This window comes from Peterkaempfera podocarpi (assembly GCF_042466665.1).
In the GTDB taxonomy this organism is placed as follows: domain Bacteria; phylum Actinomycetota; class Actinomycetes; order Streptomycetales; family Streptomycetaceae; genus Peterkaempfera; species Peterkaempfera podocarpi.
Window position 1 is genome coordinate 8,469,028 of sequence record NZ_CP162102.1, and the last position, 17,803, is coordinate 8,486,830.

At 69.6% G+C, this 17,803-nt stretch carries 15 protein-coding genes and 2 pseudogenes; 12 read left to right on the forward strand and 5 right to left on the reverse strand.

Going from position 1 to position 17,803, the window contains the following annotated elements:
• Window positions 1-100: 100 nt before the first annotated feature.
• Window positions 101-808, reverse strand: coding sequence for an NAD(P)-dependent oxidoreductase (locus AB0761_RS36820; protein ID WP_377273633.1), 708 nt, complete (start codon window positions 806-808; stop codon window positions 101-103).
• A gap of 319 nt (window positions 809-1,127) precedes the next feature.
• Here AB0761_RS36820 and AB0761_RS36825 point away from each other — a divergent pair, with 319 nt between their 5' ends.
• The 8 genes and pseudogenes from AB0761_RS36825 (at window position 1,128) to AB0761_RS36860 (ending at window position 7,818) form a co-directional block, all read left to right on the forward strand.
• Window positions 1,128-1,874 (forward strand): phosphotransferase family protein, encoded by a 747-nt coding sequence (locus tag AB0761_RS36825; RefSeq protein ID WP_377273634.1) that lies wholly within the window; start codon window positions 1,128-1,130, stop codon window positions 1,872-1,874.
• 142 nt (window positions 1,875-2,016) lie between these two features.
• Window positions 2,017-2,430: pseudogene (locus tag AB0761_RS36830) on the forward strand (TetR/AcrR family transcriptional regulator C-terminal domain-containing protein); the annotation flags it as partial.
• A gap of 59 nt (window positions 2,431-2,489) precedes the next feature.
• Complete coding sequence (locus AB0761_RS36835; RefSeq protein WP_377273635.1) at window positions 2,490-3,128, forward strand: flavin reductase family protein; 639 nt, start codon at window positions 2,490-2,492, stop codon at window positions 3,126-3,128.
• A 78-nt stretch (window positions 3,129-3,206) separates the two neighbouring features.
• Window positions 3,207-4,435: pseudogene (locus tag AB0761_RS36840) on the forward strand (transposase).
• 678 nt (window positions 4,436-5,113) lie between these two features.
• Window positions 5,114-5,788 carry a uracil-DNA glycosylase gene (locus AB0761_RS36845; RefSeq protein WP_377273636.1) on the forward strand — a complete coding sequence of 225 codons (675 nt, stop codon included), beginning with the start codon at window positions 5,114-5,116 and terminating at the stop codon, window positions 5,786-5,788.
• 428 nt (window positions 5,789-6,216) lie between these two features.
• Window positions 6,217-6,498 (forward strand): hypothetical protein, encoded by a 282-nt coding sequence (locus AB0761_RS36850; protein ID WP_377273637.1) that lies wholly within the window; start codon window positions 6,217-6,219, stop codon window positions 6,496-6,498.
• 26 nt (window positions 6,499-6,524) lie between these two features.
• Window positions 6,525-6,794 carry a hypothetical protein gene (locus AB0761_RS36855; protein ID WP_377273638.1) on the forward strand — a complete coding sequence of 90 codons (270 nt, stop codon included), beginning with the start codon at window positions 6,525-6,527 and terminating at the stop codon, window positions 6,792-6,794.
• 451 nt (window positions 6,795-7,245) lie between these two features.
• Window positions 7,246-7,818 carry an exonuclease domain-containing protein gene (locus AB0761_RS36860; protein WP_377273639.1) on the forward strand — a complete coding sequence of 191 codons (573 nt, stop codon included), beginning with the start codon at window positions 7,246-7,248 and terminating at the stop codon, window positions 7,816-7,818.
• Window positions 7,819-7,944: 126 nt separating this feature from the next.
• Here the strand turns inward: AB0761_RS36860 and AB0761_RS36865 are convergent, their stop codons facing one another.
• On the reverse strand, window positions 7,945-9,417 hold the full coding sequence (locus AB0761_RS36865) for a hypothetical protein (RefSeq protein WP_377273640.1): 1,473 nt from the start codon (window positions 9,415-9,417) through the stop codon (window positions 7,945-7,947).
• A gap of 443 nt (window positions 9,418-9,860) precedes the next feature.
• Between AB0761_RS36865 and AB0761_RS36870 the strand changes: the two genes are divergently transcribed.
• The 3 genes from AB0761_RS36870 (at window position 9,861) to AB0761_RS36880 (ending at window position 13,329) form a co-directional block, all read left to right on the forward strand.
• Window positions 9,861-10,691: a hypothetical protein gene (locus AB0761_RS36870; RefSeq protein ID WP_377273641.1), complete on the forward strand. Its 831-nt coding sequence runs from the start codon at window positions 9,861-9,863 to the stop codon at window positions 10,689-10,691.
• Window positions 10,692-11,155: 464 nt separating this feature from the next.
• A complete protein-coding gene (locus AB0761_RS36875) occupies window positions 11,156-11,965 on the forward strand; it encodes an ABC transporter ATP-binding protein (protein WP_377273642.1) in 810 nt (269 codons plus the stop codon).
• Window positions 11,966-12,633: 668 nt separating this feature from the next.
• The gene (locus tag AB0761_RS36880; protein ID WP_377273643.1) at window positions 12,634-13,329 is read left to right on the forward strand and encodes a 2-phosphosulfolactate phosphatase; all 696 of its coding nucleotides are present in this window, start codon (window positions 12,634-12,636) and stop codon (window positions 13,327-13,329) included.
• A gap of 424 nt (window positions 13,330-13,753) precedes the next feature.
• Here AB0761_RS36880 and AB0761_RS36885 read toward each other — a convergent pair whose 3' ends face one another.
• Genes AB0761_RS36885 through AB0761_RS36895 form a run of 3 tightly spaced genes read right to left on the reverse strand, consistent with a single transcriptional unit; the run spans window position 13,754 to window position 16,119 of the window.
• The gene (locus AB0761_RS36885; protein WP_377273644.1) at window positions 13,754-14,017 is read right to left on the reverse strand and encodes a non-oxidative hydroxyarylic acid decarboxylases subunit D; all 264 of its coding nucleotides are present in this window, start codon (window positions 14,015-14,017) and stop codon (window positions 13,754-13,756) included.
• A 31-nt stretch (window positions 14,018-14,048) separates the two neighbouring features.
• Window positions 14,049-15,473 carry a non-oxidative hydroxyarylic acid decarboxylases subunit C gene (locus tag AB0761_RS36890; protein WP_377273645.1) on the reverse strand — a complete coding sequence of 475 codons (1,425 nt, stop codon included), beginning with the start codon at window positions 15,471-15,473 and terminating at the stop codon, window positions 14,049-14,051.
• 22 nt (window positions 15,474-15,495) lie between these two features.
• Window positions 15,496-16,119 carry a non-oxidative hydroxyarylic acid decarboxylases subunit B gene (locus AB0761_RS36895; protein ID WP_377273646.1) on the reverse strand — a complete coding sequence of 208 codons (624 nt, stop codon included), beginning with the start codon at window positions 16,117-16,119 and terminating at the stop codon, window positions 15,496-15,498.
• 158 nt (window positions 16,120-16,277) lie between these two features.
• On the opposite strand from AB0761_RS36895, the gene AB0761_RS36900 reads away from it, so the two are divergent.
• Window positions 16,278-17,171, forward strand: coding sequence for a helix-turn-helix domain-containing protein (locus tag AB0761_RS36900; protein WP_377273647.1), 894 nt, complete (start codon window positions 16,278-16,280; stop codon window positions 17,169-17,171).
• The last annotated feature ends 632 nt before the right edge of the window (window positions 17,172-17,803 follow it).

A 17,803-nucleotide genomic window follows, 5' to 3' on the forward strand; every position in this document is an offset into this window, starting at 1 on the left:
GCGAACGCGCCCACGTCATGGTCGTTCAGCCGTGCGTCGCTCAGCCGCACTGCCGAGTGCCTGCATCGTGACCGGCTGCGGTGGCGAACAGTCAGGCGATTCAGTAACCCGCGGTGAAGCGGCGTTGTACAAACCGAGGCAGCTCGACCTCGTCGATCAGAGCCACCGCTGCATCCTCTGTGGAGATCCGGCTGATCCCCTCGGCATCGCGGATGGTCTGATCGCCACCGATACGGAAACGCCCGGTGCGTTCGCCGGGGCCGATGTGCTGGGAAGGACTGAAGTAGGTCCACAGGCGGTTGGAGGTGCGCAGCGTGTTCAACGCCTCCAGGTGGCCGCGTACGGCAGCCGCGAACTCCCGGGGGACACCGAGCTCGTCCAGGGTCTGGTGGAGCAGCTCGGCCGATTCGGCCAGGACCGTCCCGGGATGTACTTCCAGGGTTCCCGCACCGCCGACCACGATGAGGCGCGTGCGGGGATGCGTCTCCAGCGCTTTGAGCAGAGCGCGGGCAACGGCCGGATACAACTCGGGGCTGGCGATGGAACGCTGCAGCATGTCGGCGGAGTCGACCGCAGCGTTGCCCGGCTGGTAGGCGCTGATCAGCACATCGAGCCCGGGAAGTACAGCGCTGATGCTCACGGGATCGAGCGCGTCGACACTGCGCCAGGTGACTCCCGGCCGCTGTTCGGCGGCGGCGTGCGGGCCCGCGTCACGACTGAGCGCGGTGACGAGATGGCCCCGGCTGAGAGCCTCGTTGACAACCCGGCTTCCGATGGTTCCTGTCGCCCCGATGACTGCGATGTGCATGGTTCTCCTCTGATGCTGGGGCCTGAGGTGATGTGCTGTCCGACGCGGCGCCGGGAGCCGTTGCGTGGCTGCTCCGCCGACGTCCTGAGTTCTGCGGGTGATGTGGGGTGGGCTCGAATGCGTTCTCCGCAGACACAGGTGATGGCCGGTTCCACTGAACCGGCGGTGCGCCGGCGCGGCCAGCGGCCGCGCCGTCGTTGCGGCCCGAGCCATCCCAACGGACGGTCTGGCTCGCCGGGTAGCGGGACAGGGTCAGCCGCGTCATCGCACGCGACAATCCCGGCGACGTCCGCGGTCATCCCCGGGATACTGGTCGCCCATGGATGAGGTCAAAGTTGTCGTCGCCCATTCCGAGCGCGCGACCCTGCGCGTCGGCGACGTATTCCTGAAGGTGGACGCCGATCAGGCGCGCATCGACGTCGAGGTCGAGGCGATGGCCTTGGTGCCGGTCCCGACTCCGGAGGTCCTGTGGCACAAGCCGCCCGTGCTCGCGATCGCCGCCGTCCCGGGGACGGCGCTCGGCCGTCTCGGTGAGCCGTCGACCGCGTCGTCGACGGCGTGGGCCGCGGCGGGTGCCGCCATCCGGCAGTTGCACGAGGCGCCGTTGCCGCCCTGGCCCGGCCGGCGCCGCCGGAGTCCCGACGAGTTGGCGGCGGAACTCGACGGCGAGTGCGAGTTGCTCGTGACAAACGGCGTCCTGCCCGCCGACCTGGTCACCCGCAACCGCCAGGTCGCCGAGGCCGCGATCCGGCCGTGGACTCCCGTGTTCACGCACGGCGACCTGCAGGTCGAGCACGTCTTCGTCGACGGCGACGAGGTCACCGGCATCATCGACTGGTCCGAGGCGGGCCGGGGTGATGCCCTTTTCGACCTCGCCACGTTCACACTCGGACACGAGGAGCACCTCGACGACGTCATCGCCGGTTATGGCACCGACGTCGACCTCGACGTGATCCGCGCGTGGTGGTCGTTGCGAAGCCTGCTGGGGGTTCGCTGGCTGGTCGAGCACGGCTTCGACCCGTTCGCGCCGGGCTGTGAGGTCGACGTGCTGAAATCCCGGATGTGAGGCTGCGCGATCCCGACTGCTGCAAGCGCGTTCTGACTGCTGTTCAGACGCCGTACCACGACGTCCCACATCCTGATCACGCCATCGTGTCCCACCGAAGCCAGAGCCGAGTCGGTTGGGAAGCACTTCGCGCGGACCTGGTCTGCTCGGCGGCCGCCCGACCCTGGGCCCGAACGGCCTCGCCGTGACCGAGGCCACGCAGGCTGCCCTCGACGGCCTCGCCGCCATCGACACCGTCATGCGTGCGGTGGAGACCGTCAGCGCCTACTTCACCGGCGCGATCAGACGCGAGATCACGAATCTGCGGGTCGAGCGCGCCACGGGCCTGCCCCGGCGCGACTGGCAGCGCACCTCCGGCCCGCATGTGGCGAGGATGTTGGCCACGGGCCGCTTCCCGGCGCTGGCCAAGGAGGTGTACGACGGCACGGACGTGGACGCCTGGGAGCGTGTCTCAGTAACGGGACGAGCCTGTCATCGGCGATTCGTTCCGCTGATTCGGAATGTCACGTCGCTTTTCCGCCAGCGGAGGTGGTCTCGCTCGCGAGAGAGTCAGTGACGGCTCGTGTTCCTGATCGCGGGTCTGTCTGTCTGAATCCTCCGCGAAAGGTGCAGCACATGCACGTCGTCCCTGAGCTCAAGGTCTTGTACTTCGGGACTCCGGTGGTGCTGATCAGTTCACTCAACGAAGACGGCACTCCGAACCTGGCGCCGATGTCCTCCGCGTGGTGGTTGGGCCAGGCCTGCATGCTCGGTCTTGGTAACAGTGCCCAGACCACGGCGAACCTGCTGCGGGATGGTGAGTGCGTGCTCAACCTGCCCTCATCGGCGATGGTCGATACCGTTGACCGGATCGCGCTCACCACCGGGAAGCCGGCCGTGTCGGACTACAAGGCGAAGCAGGGCTACCGTTACGAGCCGGACAAGTTCTCGGCCGCACAGCTGACCGAGCAGGCATCGGACCTGGTCCGAGCCCCCAGGGTCGCGGAATGTCCGGTCCAGCTGGAGTGCCGGGTCGTCTCGGCCCATCCCTTCGGCAGTCCCATTCCCCACGCCACCGCCTTCCAGGTCGAGGTCCTTCGTGCCCATGTCGAAGAGGAACTGGTCATCCCGGGGACGCACTACGTGGACCCGCTCGGCTGGGACCCGCTGATTATGAAGTTCTGCGAGTTCTTCGGCGGCGGACACAACGTTCATCCGTCGAGACTCGCTGAAGGCTGGAACATGCCTCACCAGCGCCAGTCGACAGCCGTCTGAGCCGGTGCCCGGCGTCTGCCTGGCTGCATGCCCTGATCATTCATACGAAATGATCAGGGCATGCGTGGTGGGGATGGACTGTTCGAGGTCGAGCCGGTCGAGCCGAAGCGGCCGCAAGCGCGTCTGGCGGCGGTGGACAAACGGTTCTGGGCGTTCGACCCGAACCAAGTTCTGCTGCTGCCGCCGTCGCTGGACGACTGGCTGCCCGAGGGACATCTGGCCCGGTTCGTCGCCGACCTGTTCACCCAGTCCCTGCACCTTGCGCAGAAACTCGGCGTGGTCACGATGGGCCGCGTCGCGCTGGACGGCACGAAACTGGAAGCCAACGCCTCCAAGCACAAGGCGATGAGCTACGGCCGTCTGGTCGAGAAGGAAGAGCGGGTCGAGGCCGAGATTGCCGCCCTGGAGGCCCAAGCCGGGGCCCTGGTCGCGGATGCCGAGATCACCGACGAAGCCGAGGACGCAGGTTCGGACCCGACGGCAAGGAAGCCGACCTGCCCGCCGAGCTGGACCGCCGCGAGAAGCGCTTGGCGAAGCTGCAGGCCGCCCGCGCGTAGATTGAGGCCGAGGCCGCGCAGAAAGCACGACGCCACGCCGAGGACAAGGAGCGCCGCCGCCAGGAACGCGTCGGCACCCGCGACGAGCAGGCCGTCACCGAGGTCGGCGAGCAGGCCGCCAAGACGGCCCGCCCAAAGCCGAAGGCCCAGGCCAACTTCACCGACCCAGACTTGCGGATCATGCAGAACAGCGGCGGCGCCTTCATCCAGGCCTACAACGCCCAGGCCGTCGTCGACGAGGCCCACCAGGTCATCACCGCCGCCGACGTCACCACGAACGCCTCCGACGCACTGAACTACACAACGATGCTCGACCAGTCGGCCGCGAACACCGGCACGCATCCCAAGCAGGCCCTCATGGACGCTGGGTACTGCTCCGAGACCAACCTCGAAGCCGCCAGAGAGCGCCAACTGTCCTACGGGGAAGAAACGTTCATGGCCACCGGCCGACTCGACCACGACGAGCAGGTCCCGCCGGCACCCCGCGGACGCATCCCCACCGGCGCCACACTGAAGGAGCGCATGGCCCGCAAGCTGTGGACGAAGCCGGGCCGGAAGTCCTACAGCCGCCGCAAGGCCATCGTCGAACCCGTCCTCGACCAGATCACGACCTGCCAGAACGGCCGCCAGCTCTTCCTGCACGGCGAAGACGGAGCCCGCGGCGAATGGCGCCTGCTCGCCGCCTGCCGCAACTTCCGCAAGTCCTTCCGGCACATCGGCACTGCCAGACTGGCCGCAGCGATCGCCTGACCGGCCCGGACCAGGCCCCGCAGAATCCCACGCCCGGTCCCGGCGGAGCCCCAGGCCCAGCAGACCCAGCCATCTCGTTCCAACCGCCACCACCGGGTGACCGAGAGCCACCCCCACGACCACGATCACCCGACCGCTTGCCGGTTACCGAGACGCGCTCCTAGGCATCCTTTGCGACCGGTCTGGACTGGGTCCTCGACGCCGTCGCCGCCAAACTCACCCAGCCGCCGGCGTGACGCTCAGCTCCTGCCGGAAGTGAGCGAGGCCGGGGCCGGTGTCCACAGGCCGTGCGCTCTTGCGCCGCCACCTCATAACCTTGGTGCTGCCATCTTGGGCGCGCCGGGAGCGTCCGTTTCTTGGACCGGGTTGTGGGAGGGCCGCAAGCCGGTCGCCTTCAAGGAAGCCGGCACACGACAGGCGCGACGGGAGTTCAATGAATCCGGACCTTTCGGGGGCCGTCGGCGCCGCGGATCCCAGCAGATCCGTTGGTGATTGATGATGCGGATGCTCGAATATGCGATCTCGCATGGGCAGTGGACGCACTGCCTCCCCGTCAGGGAGGGATTCCGGCGCAGCCGTCCTCCGGCGGGGTGACGCGTCCGCCGTCCCCTCGTCGGAGGCACCTAGCATGTCCATCCGGAGCCGTCGTCGGGCGGCGGATCTCCTTGCGGTGAGGGCGTGGTGGAGCAGGTGGCGGTCGTCGACACCCGCAGGTTCTGGGAGCTGCTGCGGGCGGTGCCGGTGCCGGACGACGCGGAGTTCCTGTACGGGCCGGATCCGGATGGGCGGCGTCGCGAACACAATCTGCGGCGCTACCACGAGCTGACGGCCGCCTCGATGGCCGCCGGCGGCCTGCGGGTGATGATGGTGGGCGAGGCGCCCGGCTATCGCGGGCACACGGTGTCGGGGGTGCCGTTCACGAGCGTGCGGCAGCTGATGTCCAGGCCTGGGCTCATCACCGGTGCTCCGCAGGGTGACGGTTTCACATTGCCGGAGCATCCTGCCGCGACCTGGGAGCAGTCTTCCGGGATCGTCTGGCGGGCGTTGGCGGGGTGGCGCGGAGCGCTCCCGCTGATGTGGGCGATCTACCCCAACCACCCGCACGAGCCGGGCCGTCCGGCGACCAACCGGGCGCCTCGGGCGACCGAGGTGGCCGCCGGCGTGCCGATCGCGCTCGCACTGGCGGAGGCGTTCGGCATCACGACGTTCCTCGCGGTCGGCCGCAAGGCCCAGGGCGCCCTGGCCCGCGCCGGCATCGGAGCGACCCCCGTCCGCCACCCGGCCCAGGGCGGCGCCCGGGCGTTCACCGAGCAGCTCGCCGCGTTCAACGCCGCGGCGCACGAGAGGCGTTGACCCGCTCGACGACGCAGGCCCGGGTATCCGGGTGACCGTGGTCGCGGACGGCCTCGCGGAGACCCTGCTGGTCGCCACAGGCCGCTCGCCCAAGGTCACGGCCGCTGCTGTCGGGCAGCCAGGCATCTGGCAGTGACCAGATCCCTCCCCTCGGCCGCGTCCCGGCTGAGCACTCACCGCAGGGCACCGACTCGGCCGGTATCGCGCTGCGCACCCGCTCTCGGCGCTGGTGAGACTGTTCGAACGGGGAGCCGACGACCTGCACGCACTGAACCACACGCCCCCGCAGATCGCCGCCGAACTGTCCGTGGCCAGGCCATCTCCTCGGGGCGCTGCCGGAGCGGGTCGCGTACGTGAGGCGATCCCCTGCCCCCGCAGGAGCGGCAACCGGTACGGTGGGCGGTGCAGCGTCGTTAAGGAGAACCCCCATGAGCGCGCAGCAGGCCGAGCAGCCCGCCGATCCGCGAGTCCGCTCGTTCCCTCGCACGATCGAGGCCGTACGTGCAGCCATCCCGGACGAGAAGCAGCGCAAGCAGTTCCTGGAGCTGGTCATGGCCACCCCGGCCGAGGACCTCCAGGACGTGGTGTCGGCCCGGTGGTTCGAGCTCATGCTCGACAAGGTGCCGGGCGCAGACGAGCGGCTGGCCGACGCCCGGCTGGGCGTCAACCAGGTGCCGCTGCCCGAACCGCTGCTCGTCGACGGGGAGTGACGGGCGCCTTGCCACAGAGATGGACCGTGAGCCTGGACCTCCGGGCCGCACAGACTCTTACCGACATGCACAAGGCAGGCGAGGAACGGCTCCACGACGCCATCGTGCTGTTCGCCCGCGCCCTGGCCATCGAAGTCGCCGCCGCGGCCGCCGCCGGCAAGCCGCTGGCGGGCACCAGGCTCACGGACGGCCGCTATGCGGTAGACATCCACCGCGAACCGGTCCTCCTGTACTACCTGCCAGACCCGGACGCGGCCGCGCTGCGCGTGACGGACCTGATCTGGCTCGCACTCTGAACCCGTCTGGCCCCGCCACCGGATGTCTCCTGACCTGCGTGCTTGAGCGGAGCATCGCATGGAGGCGGCGTGCCTGCGGGGGCGAGGGTCGTCGAGCTTGGTGAACGGCATCCGCTGCTCCGCCGTGATCTCCTCCCACGTCGGCCTCGGGGCCGGGGGCCATGTCGGCCGTCTTCGCCGAGTTCGAAGCCGACCTGCTGGAGAAGCGCAGCCGCGAAGGCATCGCCGTCGCACCCGCCCTTGCCGACCAGGCCTGGACGCCAGCTCACTGTCGGACTCTCACCGCGTCGTGCGCCGAGGGGCGAACATCGCGTGGCCCGGGACCGGGCTCGCCCGACTGAGGCGCCGCCCCGCACCCGCTGCCTGCCGGGGTGTCGGTACGGCGCCGCATCCACACCGCAGCAGGAAAATCCAGGTGCCGCGGTTGCCGCTCGTCCCTACGCTTCCCGGCATGGAGACCACCGGGGCTGGACACCTCGTGAACGTCGTGGATGTCGAAGCCACCTGCTGGGCCGGCGGCCAACCGCCGGGTGCGGTCAGCGAGATCATCGAGATCGGGCTGACGGTCGTCGATCTGGCCACCGCGGAGCGTGTCGCCCGGCATCGGATCCTGGTGCGTCCCGCCCGGTCCACGGTCAGCGCGTTCTGCACGGAGTTGACCGGGCTCACGCAATACGAGGTGGATGGAGGGGTCAGCTTCGTCGAGGCGTGTCGGCTGTTGGCGGCCGAACACGACGCCGGGTCCCGCCCGTGGGCCAGTTGGGGCGACTACGACCGCCACCAGTTCACCCGGCAGTGCCAGGACACCCGGACGCCCTATCCCTTCGGCCGGCACCACACCAACGCCAAGGCGGCCTTCACCGAGGCATACGGCCTACGCAAACGCCCGGGCATGGCGCAGGCCTTGGAGATCGCCGGGCGGCGGCTCGAAGGCCGTCACCACCGCGGCGAGGATGACGCCTGGAACATTGCTGCCCTCGTTCTCCACTTGTCCGGGCAAGGTGCTTGGCCGGATCCGTGCTGACCGCACCGTCGAGATCGACCCGAACCACTCTGATATTGAGGGCCTGACCGAGGAGAACGACGCTCCCAGTGCCGCCGCCCGCGATGGCGCCCGCAGTCGTACGTTCGAGGCTGGGCGACGTGACGGCTACAGGCCCGCTTGGGTCAGCAGCCACTCCATGTGTTCGGCTGGAAGGAACGGCGAGGCACCGGCGGCCTCCGCGACGTGCTCCGAGGGGTCGGCGAGGAGTCGCAGCAGAGCTGGGAGCGGGAGGTTGCGGTGGGGTGCGACTGCGCGGCGGACGCGGTCTTCCGGGTCGGAGGCCAGCTTCTCGGCGAGTTCCGAAGGTAGATCCGGATCGCGGGGTGCGAAGGAGCGGAGTCGGGGTTCAGGGTCGGTGGCGAAGCGGCGCAGGGTTTCTGACCCGAACGTCAAGACCTCCTTCGTGTCCCACCAGAACGTGAACTTGTCCCGCCGGCGGTAGCGGCGTTCGATGGTCTCGGCGGTCGCGGGATCAACCAGGTGCGGGGCGGTGCTGGCCATGGTGAGGCGGACCATCTCCTCTTTGTCGCCGAGCAGCCGGGCCACCGCGCCGGCGGGAAGGTCCTTGCTGAGTGCCGCTGAGACTCGGAAGCTGACATAGGGCGAGTCGATGTGTGGCAGCGGATCGGCCGTAACCCATTGCAGGCGCAGGATCCGCAGTTCCGTGGGTGCGAAGGCGTCTTGATACCAGTGCAGGACTGTTTCATCGTCGGCGTCCGGGCCCGGGTCCGCCGTCGAACGCGCAAGCTCATGGACCGAGGCGTGGATCTGCGCCCGCACGTGCTTCGGCGTGTCCGGCCGGGCGAAGATCTTCACCCGGACGCTCAAGGCCGGATCGACGGCAAGGACCTCGCGGACCGACGGAGGCAAGTCGGGATGCCGGGCGAGCTCAGCGCGCACCTTACTGTCCGGATCCTCGGCGAGCCGCCGGAAGGTGTCCGCGTCGAGAACGGCGTGAATCACCGCGCCCGCCCGGGTCACAGGGTCCGCCAACAGCGCAGGCAGCAGGTCCGAGGGCGGTATCGGATGCGGCCGATGCGCGAAGTAGGTGGAACAGGCCGCAGCGCGGACCATGGCCTCGGGATCGGTCAGCAGGATCCGACGGACCTCTTCCGGCGCTTGTGTCCAGTGCGTCGCCAGCGTGGCGCGGATCGCAGGGGCGGAGTCGGCGGCGAGGCGGGCCCGGAGGTCGGGCGGCGTGCAATGGTGCTTGGCCAGGTACTCGCGGACCTGTGGATCGGGGTCATCGATGAGCTGCTCCAGCATCTCCCTCGGTGCGGTGGCGGCGTGGATGACGAGCGCGGACCGCACCGCCTTGTCCGGATGGGCGGCCAGACGGATGCGGAACCGGCCCGGCAGCCGGTCGTTGAGCGCCAGGCTGTGCAGCAGCCAGTGGTCGTCGGTTGCGATGATCTCAGCGATCATGTCCTCGGTGAGGTCCTGACGCTTCGCCACCTTCCCCCATCCCCGCCGCCAGGCGAACAGTCGCCGGACCATGGCGCCCGGCAGGGCGGAGTTCATCGCCAGCCCGTCCATCACCTTGTCGATGTGGACCGGGGTCGGGGCGTCAGAGTCCATGCGGGCAGGATGCCAGACGGGCTTGGTTGCGACGCTGCGGGGCCGCGGCTGCCACCGACGAGGGCTCGCATCGAGGGGCGAGATGCGGCGGTGTCCTGAACAGCGCCGACCGCTCCGCCGACAGCATCCGGCCCTGGGGAACGCGCGCCGGCAGATTCGTCAGGACACTCATCCGGCCCGGCGATTCTCACTTCCTGTAACTAGATGTTACGAACCGTTACGCTGGTGGTGTTGTGGTACTCCGACCAACGGCACCGCGGATGTCCGGACCGCGTCCTCAGTCCGTCGTCGTGGTCTGAACGTCCGCTGTAAGGGAGAGCGTCTGTCCGGCAGCCGTACGCCTGCCGGTCGCCGTCCATCGGGAGACCACCCGCAGAGCGGCAGAACCACTCGGACAACGAGGAAGGCGCCATGAGGATGAGTGAAGAGAGACGGGTGGGCGAATGACCGCCGACGACCCGGGCCTGGTGCCGGACTGGCCCTGGCCCGCCGTCCAGATCATGGCCGACGGCCGGGTCGAGGTCGACGGCATCGCAGTGCCTGTGCCCGAGGGCCTGGACGCCGACGGTGTACGCCGCTGGGCGGTGGCGCACGCCGCCCGGCAGTACGCGCGGATCGGCCGCCCGATCCGGGTCACCGCCATCGACCCCGACGGCACTCGCCGACCGCTGATCGTCCACCCCGACGGCGCCGTCCTCCAGGCCCTCGAACCCGAACCCCCGCACCGCACCGGGCACAGACTCCGCCCCGTCGGCCGACCGGAGGGCTCCGGCCGAGGCACCTCCCGGTCCCGGAGGCTGACCGGGGCGGCCTTCCTCGTCTCCGGCGTCCTGGGTCTCGCGCTGGTCGCCCTGGTCGCCGCCCCCGGCGCCCACCACCTGGGCCAGGCGTCGCAGGGGCCGGCCTTCCCGCCCCGGGCCACCCCGCCGTTGCCCAACCTCTCACCGCCGGCACTGCGCCCCGAGCCCGAAGGCGCCCCGACACCGACCACCACCTCGGCCGGGGAGCCTGACCTGCTTCCTTCGGCTGCCCCGAGTCCGCAGGTCACCAGCATGCAGCCTGCGGACCGGGCCCCGTCGATCCCCGAGGTTCCCCACCCCGTCCAGAGGCACCACGCCCTGAAGCACCGCACCCCTGAGCGCCTCAGGTTTCAGATCCCCAAGGGAAGCAAGGGCTTCCGTTTCACGGTCCCCAAGGGTTCCTGCCACGCGCTCGCCAAGGAGGGCGGTCTCCCTGGACGCCTCTTCACTGCCTGTCGCAGCCTCTTCGAGTGAGTCCCGTCCGCGGGACCCGAACGCCTTCTCGGAGGTCCTGAACACCCCGGTCACGACAGGCCGGGTGAAGACCGATCAGCCCGTTCGCCTGATCGGCGACTACGGGACCGGCGAGTCCCATCTGCGGGGCGTCGGCAGGGACGGTCTCTTCGGCCGGGTCGTCCGGCCGTGAACGGTCCCGGCTTGTGGGGGTCCCGGCCTGCGCTGCGGGCTCTGCAGAGCTGTGCGGTGTCGGCGTTCGCGTGAACTCACGTACGCCGACACCGGCACCCCTGACGCATCCCTCGCCCGGCAACGGACATCACCGCGAGACCGCCCCCTGAGGACCCGGCTCGTTGTGAGGTGAGCAGGTCGCCTGATCCCCAGCCAGGGGCCCACTGCTGTGGCCGGCAGCGTTCACCGGAGCGCCCGGTCACCGAAGGGCAACTTGGTGACGTCGCTGGTCGCAGCGCTACTCTTTCGTGGTGACCGAAATCCAGGAACCCCGCGCCGTCGTCGTCGCGTTGACGGATGTTGCTGTCCACCGCCGTACCACCGGACAGGAGGTCATCCTCGACGGGATCACCTGGACCGTCCGGTCTGGCGAGCATTGGGCGCTGTTGGGGGCCAACGGCGCAGGCAAGTCCACCCTGCTGCGGCTCGCCGGGGCGGTCATGTACCCCACCGCCGGCACGGTCGAGGTCCTCGGCGATCGACTCGGCCGCGTCGACATGCGCGAGCTGCGAGCGCGCGTCGGCCTGGTGTCCGCGGCTCAGAAGGTCCCGCTGGACGCCACCGCCCACACCATTGTCCTCACGGGGGCGACCGGCACGGTACAGCCGCTCTGGCGCAAGTACGACGCTGCGACCCGTGAGCGTGCCCACGTCCTGCTCGCCGAGCTCGGGTGCAAGGAGCTCGCCGATCGCCGTTTCGGCGACTGCTCGGGCGGCCAGCGCGCCCGGATCCTCATCTGCCGTGCCTTGATGGCCGATCCGTCGCTGCTCCTGCTCGACGAGCCGTTCAACGCCCTTGACCTGCCCTCCCGCGAGGACCTCGTGGACGCACTGCACCGGCTTGCGGCCGACCGGGCCGGCCTTGCCACCGTCACGGTCACCCACCATGTGGAGGAACTCCCGCCCAGCACCACGCATGCCTTCCTGCTCAAGGAGGGCCGCGAGCTGGCATCCGGTCCGGTCGACGGCGTGCTCACCCAGGACAACATGACGGTCTGCTTCGGACGTCCCATTCGGGTATCCCGCCACGACGGCCGGTGGTACGCACGCTCGGGCCGCTGAGCGCCACCACGTAACGCGGCCGGCGGCGGCACAGCCTTCGCCTGCGGGCCCTGCACACAGGCCGCCTTCCTGTGGCAGTGCTGATCAACTGCACAGGATCCGCGTCCGACAGCGTCCGCCGAACCTCAGCCAGAGCCTCTCGCCCGCGGACCTCACGATGAGCATCATTCCTCACGGAATGTGCGTCAGGTCCCCCATCGGAGAGGGTGTGTCGAGGTTTCCGGAAAGGGCTGTCGATCAATGGCTACTCGAACGGTGCTCAGAGGCAGCAGCGGTCGGAGTGGACGAGGCAGCGCGATGAGCCGGGCCAGCAGTGGCCGGGTAGTGATGGGGGGCGACGCGTACATGGATGGTCACTCCGATGATCTCGACCAGGATCTGGGGCGCTACGACCACCGCAACGATGGTGGGGCGCTGGGCCATGTCTGGCGTTGCGGTCAATTCCGGGTTACGACGCGGCGAGGCGCGTCACGGTCAGGGCGAACGCCTCAGTTTCGCCCCATCACCCCTTGAAGGCGCAGCGCGCGACGCCGCCGAGATTGAGCGGTCGTGTCGCTGTGTACTGCCTTTGCGGCGCAGGTAGCCGGAGGTGTTGCATTGCGAGACCGTCCATGTGATGCGTAGCACTTCTGGGTGCCTCGGGTCGGGGTGTGCGCGATCATGACCGGATGAACGCTCGTTTCCTGGGGATCGCCGAGCTGGTCGAGGCCCCGTCCGTGGCGGTCGTAGTCGACGTCATGCGTGCTTTCACGGTGGCTGCCTGGGCTTTTGCCCAGGGGGCGGAAAAGATCGTGCTTGCGGAGTCGCTGGACGAGGCGCTCGCGCTCAAGGCTCGACACCCGGATTGGGTGGCACTCAAAGACGGTCCGTCTGCGCCTGGGTTCGACGCCGTCAACTCGCCGGGCCTACTGCGGTTCGTCGACCTTGGCGGACGGACCGTGGTGCAGAAGACCACGGCAGGCACAGTCGGTGCTCTTGCGGTCAAGGAGGCGTCGCTGGTGCTGTGCGCCAGTTTCGTGGTGGCGGAGGCGACGGCTCGGCTCTTGCGGGCACGCGAGTGTGACAGTGTCACGTTCGTGGTCACCGGCGAGGACGGGCGCGCCGATGAAGATCTGGCGTGCGCTCAATACATCGCTCGGAGGGCCGCCGAGGCGGGGACGGATGCGGCTCAGTTCCTGCGCCGCGCCGGCGAGTCGCGCGCGGCCTCCGAGCTGGCGGAGGGCGTGCGTCAAGGAGTTCATCCTGATGACGTCGCACTCTGTCTCGAGCTCGACCGGTTCCCCTTTGCCATGGTGGCGGCCTTGGAGGACTCGCTCATGGTCCTCCGTCCATGCGCCGTGCCTTCGCTGAACGACGGGGCTTGATCCAAAGCCTGGGCTGGAGGCAGTGCCCGAGGGTGGTGTGCCGGGACGGGCCCGGTGCTCGGCGCGCAGTGCGGTCTGTGTCGGCCGGTCGGAAGGGGAGGCAGGGCGCATCGCTTCGGCGGCGGGTCCGGCGTTCTCGTACGGCCGTTGGCGGCTCTGTCCCGCGACAGGGAGTCCCGGCGAGAAGGGTGTGGCTGCGGGCAGGGAAGCGGCGGCGAATGCGCATCGCCTCACCGGGCAGGTCAGCCGCGGCGAGGCAGCTGACCTGCCGCGGCCGGCAGCGAGATGGTCCCCTGCGGCAGCGGGTGACAGGACCCGGGGCTGGATCACGCGGCACGCGGGAGTACGGCCGTGGTCGGCTCGGGTCCTGAGCGGTCGCAGATGCGGGCCAGGCGGGGAGTCGTCAGCGTCACCGCTGCCCGGGTCAGGTGCGCTCGGCTGCGCTGCGGCTACCGTTCGTGGCCGCGCTGAGGAGTGGGGGGATGGTGGGTACTTCGATGGCGTTGGCGATGTCTTCGGCGGTCATCTGGAACTGGACGGGGTAGGCGTGACGCTGGGTGCGCCGTTCGGGTTCGGTGGTGCGCCACATGTACAGGCAGCGCGGGCACTGGAGGACCTCCCACACCCCCGGGTCGGGGGAGGTCGTGATCGTCTCGATGGTGTTGCACGCGCAGCGCGGGCAGGTCATCTGTGGACTCCTTCGGGCGTGGTGGGGATTGTCAGCGGTCGGCGAGCAGGGACTGGAGCCGTGCGGCCCATGCGGCGGTCTCCGGGAGGTCCTTGGCCGGGGTGCTGAAGTTGCCGCGGTGGTCGGGGGAGATCGGCGTCGTGGCGTCGATGATCATCTTGCTGGTGATGCCAGCGGGCTGCGAGGCGGGTGCCAGTTCCACCACCGAAAGGTTCGGGATGATGACGACGTCTTCCTTGGGGTTGACCTTGGCGGACTGGGCCCAGAGCACCTGGGGCAGGTTGAACGGGTCGACGTCCTCGTCCACGACGATGACCTGGGTGACGTAGCCGAGGCCGTGCGGGGTGGTCATCGCGCGCATGCCGACGGCCTTGGCGAATCCTCCGTAGCGCTTCTTGGTGGAGATGATCACCAGCAGCCCGTGGGTGTACATGGCGTTGACGGCCTGCACCTCGGGGAACTCCGCGCGCAGCTGCTTCAGCAGCGGGACGCAGGTGTTGGGGCCGACGAGGTAGTCGCACTCCGTCCAGGGCATCCCCAGGTACAGCGACTCGAAGACGGGGGCGGTGCGGTAGGAGACCCGGTCGATGCGGACCACGGGCATCCGCCGCCCGCCGGAGTAGTGACCGGTGAACTCCCCGAAGGGGCCCTCGATCTGACGCACCCGCGACTCGATGACGCCCTCGATGACCACCTCGGAGCCCCACGGCACGTCGAACCCGGTCAGGGGTGCGGTGGCGATGGGCATGGGGGCGCCGCGCAGCGCGCCGGCCATCTCGTACTCGGACTGGTCGTAGGCCATGGGCATCCCGGCCACGATCGGTACCACTGGGTCGTTGCCGAGAGTGATCGCCACGGGAAGGTCCTCGCCGCGCTCCTCGGCCATGCGCAGGTGCTTGGCGATGTCGTGCATCGGGACGGGCTGCAGCGCGAGCCGGTTGCGGCCGATCACCTCGATGCGGTAGGTGCCGAGGTTCTGCTTGCCGAAGTGGTCCGGGTCCTGGGGGTCACGGGAGACGACCGCTGCCTTGTCGAGGTAGAAGCCTCCGTCGCCGTCGTTGAGGCGGAACAGCGGCAGGATCCGGAAGAGATCGACGTCCTTCCCCTCCATGGTGTTCTGCCGCCAGGGCGCGTCCTCACGGCGTTCGGGGATGACGGGGAACGCGTCCCAGCGCCGGGCGAACTCCTCCACCTGCTCCTTGGTCGTGGTCTCCTTGGGCAGGCCCAGGGCCAGCGCGTGGTTGCGCCACGAGCCGTGGACGTTCATCACGACGCGGGCGTCGGTGAATCCCTTGATGCGGTCGAACCACAGGGCGGGTGCTCCGTCGCCGATGCGTCCGCAGGCGTTGGCCGCCGCCGCGATGTCCGGTTCGGGAAGGACCTCGTCCGCGATACGCAGCAGCTGGCCCTCCTTCTCCAGTGTCTCCAGGAACGACCGCAGGTCGTCGTATGCCATGGCTGACTCCTTTGCGAAATGATCAGGCGGCGGGCGCGGCGGGCGGAGCAGGCGGTGAGGGCGTGGAGGTGTGCTGCCTGGCGGCGCGCATGCCCTCCCAGCGCCTGGCGTCGGCGACGGGCAGGTCGAACTGGTCGAGGATGCGGACCACGATGTGGTCGACGAGATCGTCGATGCTCCGCGGGTGGTTGTAGAAGGCGGGCATCGGCGGCACGATCTGCACGCCCTTGCGCGCCAGGTCGAGCATGTTCTCCAGGTGGATCTCGCTGAGCGGCGTCTCCCTCGGGACGAGCACCAGCTTGCGACGCTCCTTGAGCACCACGTCCGCGGCCCGCGCCACCAGGCCCTCCGCATACCCGGAGCGGATACCGGCCAGGGTCTTCATGGAGCACGGCACGATCACCATGCCGTCCGTGCGGAACGAGCCCGAGGAGATCACCGCGCCCTGGTCCTCGGGACCGTGCACGACATCGGCCAGGTCGCAGATCTCACGTACGCTGCGGCCGGTCTCCAACTCGGCGGTGGCACGGGCCCAGCGGCTCATCACGAGGTGCGTCTCGACGCCGGGCAACTGCGCCAGCACCTCCAGCACCCGCACCCCGAACACCGCTCCGGTGGCCCCGGTCATTCCCACAATCAGTCGCACCGCGTCCCGACTCCTCGTCCTCGCGCTTCGCCGTTCACCAGCGACGCTAGGAGCGGCACCCGCCGTGACCGGGGTACGCTCGGGACTGGGCATGGGAAAAAACGGACACCCTCGGTCCGCGGTGAGGCGGAACGGACGGGACGCCGGAAGGATGCGGGATGGCCAAGCGACCGGGATCACAGATCACGGACGTCGCCTACCGGCCTTCGCTGGGCGCCCCCATCGGCATGGACGTCCTGGACTTCGAGGAACTACAGGCCCGTGGCCGCCGCCGCGGCATCGACCTGTCGACGCCCCAGCGCCCGACGTTCCACCACCTGCTCCACCTGCACCAGGGCTCGCCCCCGCTGGTGCACACAGTGGACTTCTCGGACGTCACCCTCGCGCCCGGCAGCTGGCTGTGGATCCGCCCGGGGCAGGTCCACCAGTACGGCGGCGACCTGCGGCAGGTCCGCGGCACCATCGTGATCTGGCAGCCCGGCTTCGTGGTCACCAGCACCCCGTACGAGCAGGCGCCCCTGCTTCCCGCCGGCGCCCACGAACGCGCCGTCACGCTTGCCCTGCAGCATCTGAGCCAGGAGTACGCCGACGTCGGCTCGATCCCCCTGGACGCACACATCGAAGTGCTGCGCATGCTGTTGGCGGTGCTCCTGCTCCGCCTCGCCCACGCGGGGCCGGCTCCCGCGGCGGCCGCGCCCCACGATGGGCCCTTCGAGCGGTTCCGGGCCGCCGTGGAGCGTGACTTCATGCGCAGCCATCGCGTCGCCGACTATGCCGCGGCGCTCGGCTACAGTCCGCGGACCCTGACCCGGGCCACCGCAGCCGCCACCGGATCCACCGCGAAGCGGTATCTGGACGCCCGGATCCTGCTGGAAGCCAAACGCCTGCTCGTCCACTCCGACTCCTCTGCGGCCGACATCGCGCGGCGGCTGGGATTCCAGGAGCCCGGTGACTTCGCCAAGTTCTTCCGCAAACGCCAGGGCTGCCCAGCCCTGGCGTTCCGGGCCGCGGCCCGCGGGACGCCACCGCCTCCCGGGGACGCGAGCCCGTGAACGGGTGACCTTGTGGTCCGGGCGAGGGTGCATGCGGGGCTGCGAAGGCCCGGGCAGGTCCGGGGCCGCGGTATCGGCAACGGTGCGCGGAGGCCTGCGGCGGTGGCGGCGGTGGGTGGTGTCGCACGCGGCGGGTCGGGCCCTGGAGTTCGTCGGCAGGGACGTGTCTGCGGGGATGGGTGTACCTGCCTGGTGGAGGGTGCCCGTTGCGTGCCCGTACGGGTGGCACCTGCAGGCCATGACCTGCGGTTATGCGCAGCAGCGGTACTCCCTGCCCGACGCCGGCCCACGTGGTTGCGGAATATCCGGTTCTACCCTGGGAAGGCGCCCCCATGTCGGCGCTGCGGTCGAACCGCGCGCCATCTGCGCACACCCCTCGTCTGCGTGGAGAGGCGGCATGTCCGATGGACCCTGCAACCCGCACCCGCAAGATCACTCGGTTGTTCGCCGCTGCTGGAACGGTCCGGAGCGCGGGGGTCGCACTGCCCGCAACCGCCACAGCCCAGGGCGACACGAACGTCTCCGTGGGCCGGACTCGGAACCACACCAAGTATGGGCGATGCGCGGCTTCTCTCGCGGCTGTCGCCGGCCTGCTCCTCGCCTCCGTAGCCGAGGCCCGCGCCGAGCCCCTG

Bases quoted from the DNA above. Each gene is read 5' to 3' on its own strand.
- AB0761_RS36900 (WP_377273647.1), top strand. From the start codon at position 16,278: ATGGCCAAGCGACCGGGATCACAGATCACGGACGTCGCCTACCGGCCT.
- AB0761_RS36825 (WP_377273634.1), top strand. From the start codon at position 1,128: ATGGATGAGGTCAAAGTTGTCGTCGCCCATTCCGAGCGCGCGACCCTG.
- AB0761_RS36885 (WP_377273644.1), bottom strand. From the start codon at position 14,017: ATGACCTGCCCGCGCTGCGCGTGCAACACCATCGAGACGATCACGACC.
- AB0761_RS36860 (WP_377273639.1), top strand. From the start codon at position 7,246: ATGGAGACCACCGGGGCTGGACACCTCGTGAACGTCGTGGATGTCGAA.
- AB0761_RS36865 (WP_377273640.1), bottom strand. From the start codon at position 9,417: ATGGACTCTGACGCCCCGACCCCGGTCCACATCGACAAGGTGATGGAC.
- AB0761_RS36820 (WP_377273633.1), bottom strand. From the start codon at position 808: ATGCACATCGCAGTCATCGGGGCGACAGGAACCATCGGAAGCCGGGTT.
- AB0761_RS36890 (WP_377273645.1), bottom strand. From the start codon at position 15,473: ATGGCATACGACGACCTGCGGTCGTTCCTGGAGACACTGGAGAAGGAG.
- AB0761_RS36850 (WP_377273637.1), top strand. From the start codon at position 6,217: ATGAGCGCGCAGCAGGCCGAGCAGCCCGCCGATCCGCGAGTCCGCTCG.
- AB0761_RS36870 (WP_377273641.1), top strand. From the start codon at position 9,861: ATGACCGCCGACGACCCGGGCCTGGTGCCGGACTGGCCCTGGCCCGCC.
- AB0761_RS36880 (WP_377273643.1), top strand. From the start codon at position 12,634: ATGAACGCTCGTTTCCTGGGGATCGCCGAGCTGGTCGAGGCCCCGTCC.
- AB0761_RS36835 (WP_377273635.1), top strand. From the start codon at position 2,490: ATGCACGTCGTCCCTGAGCTCAAGGTCTTGTACTTCGGGACTCCGGTG.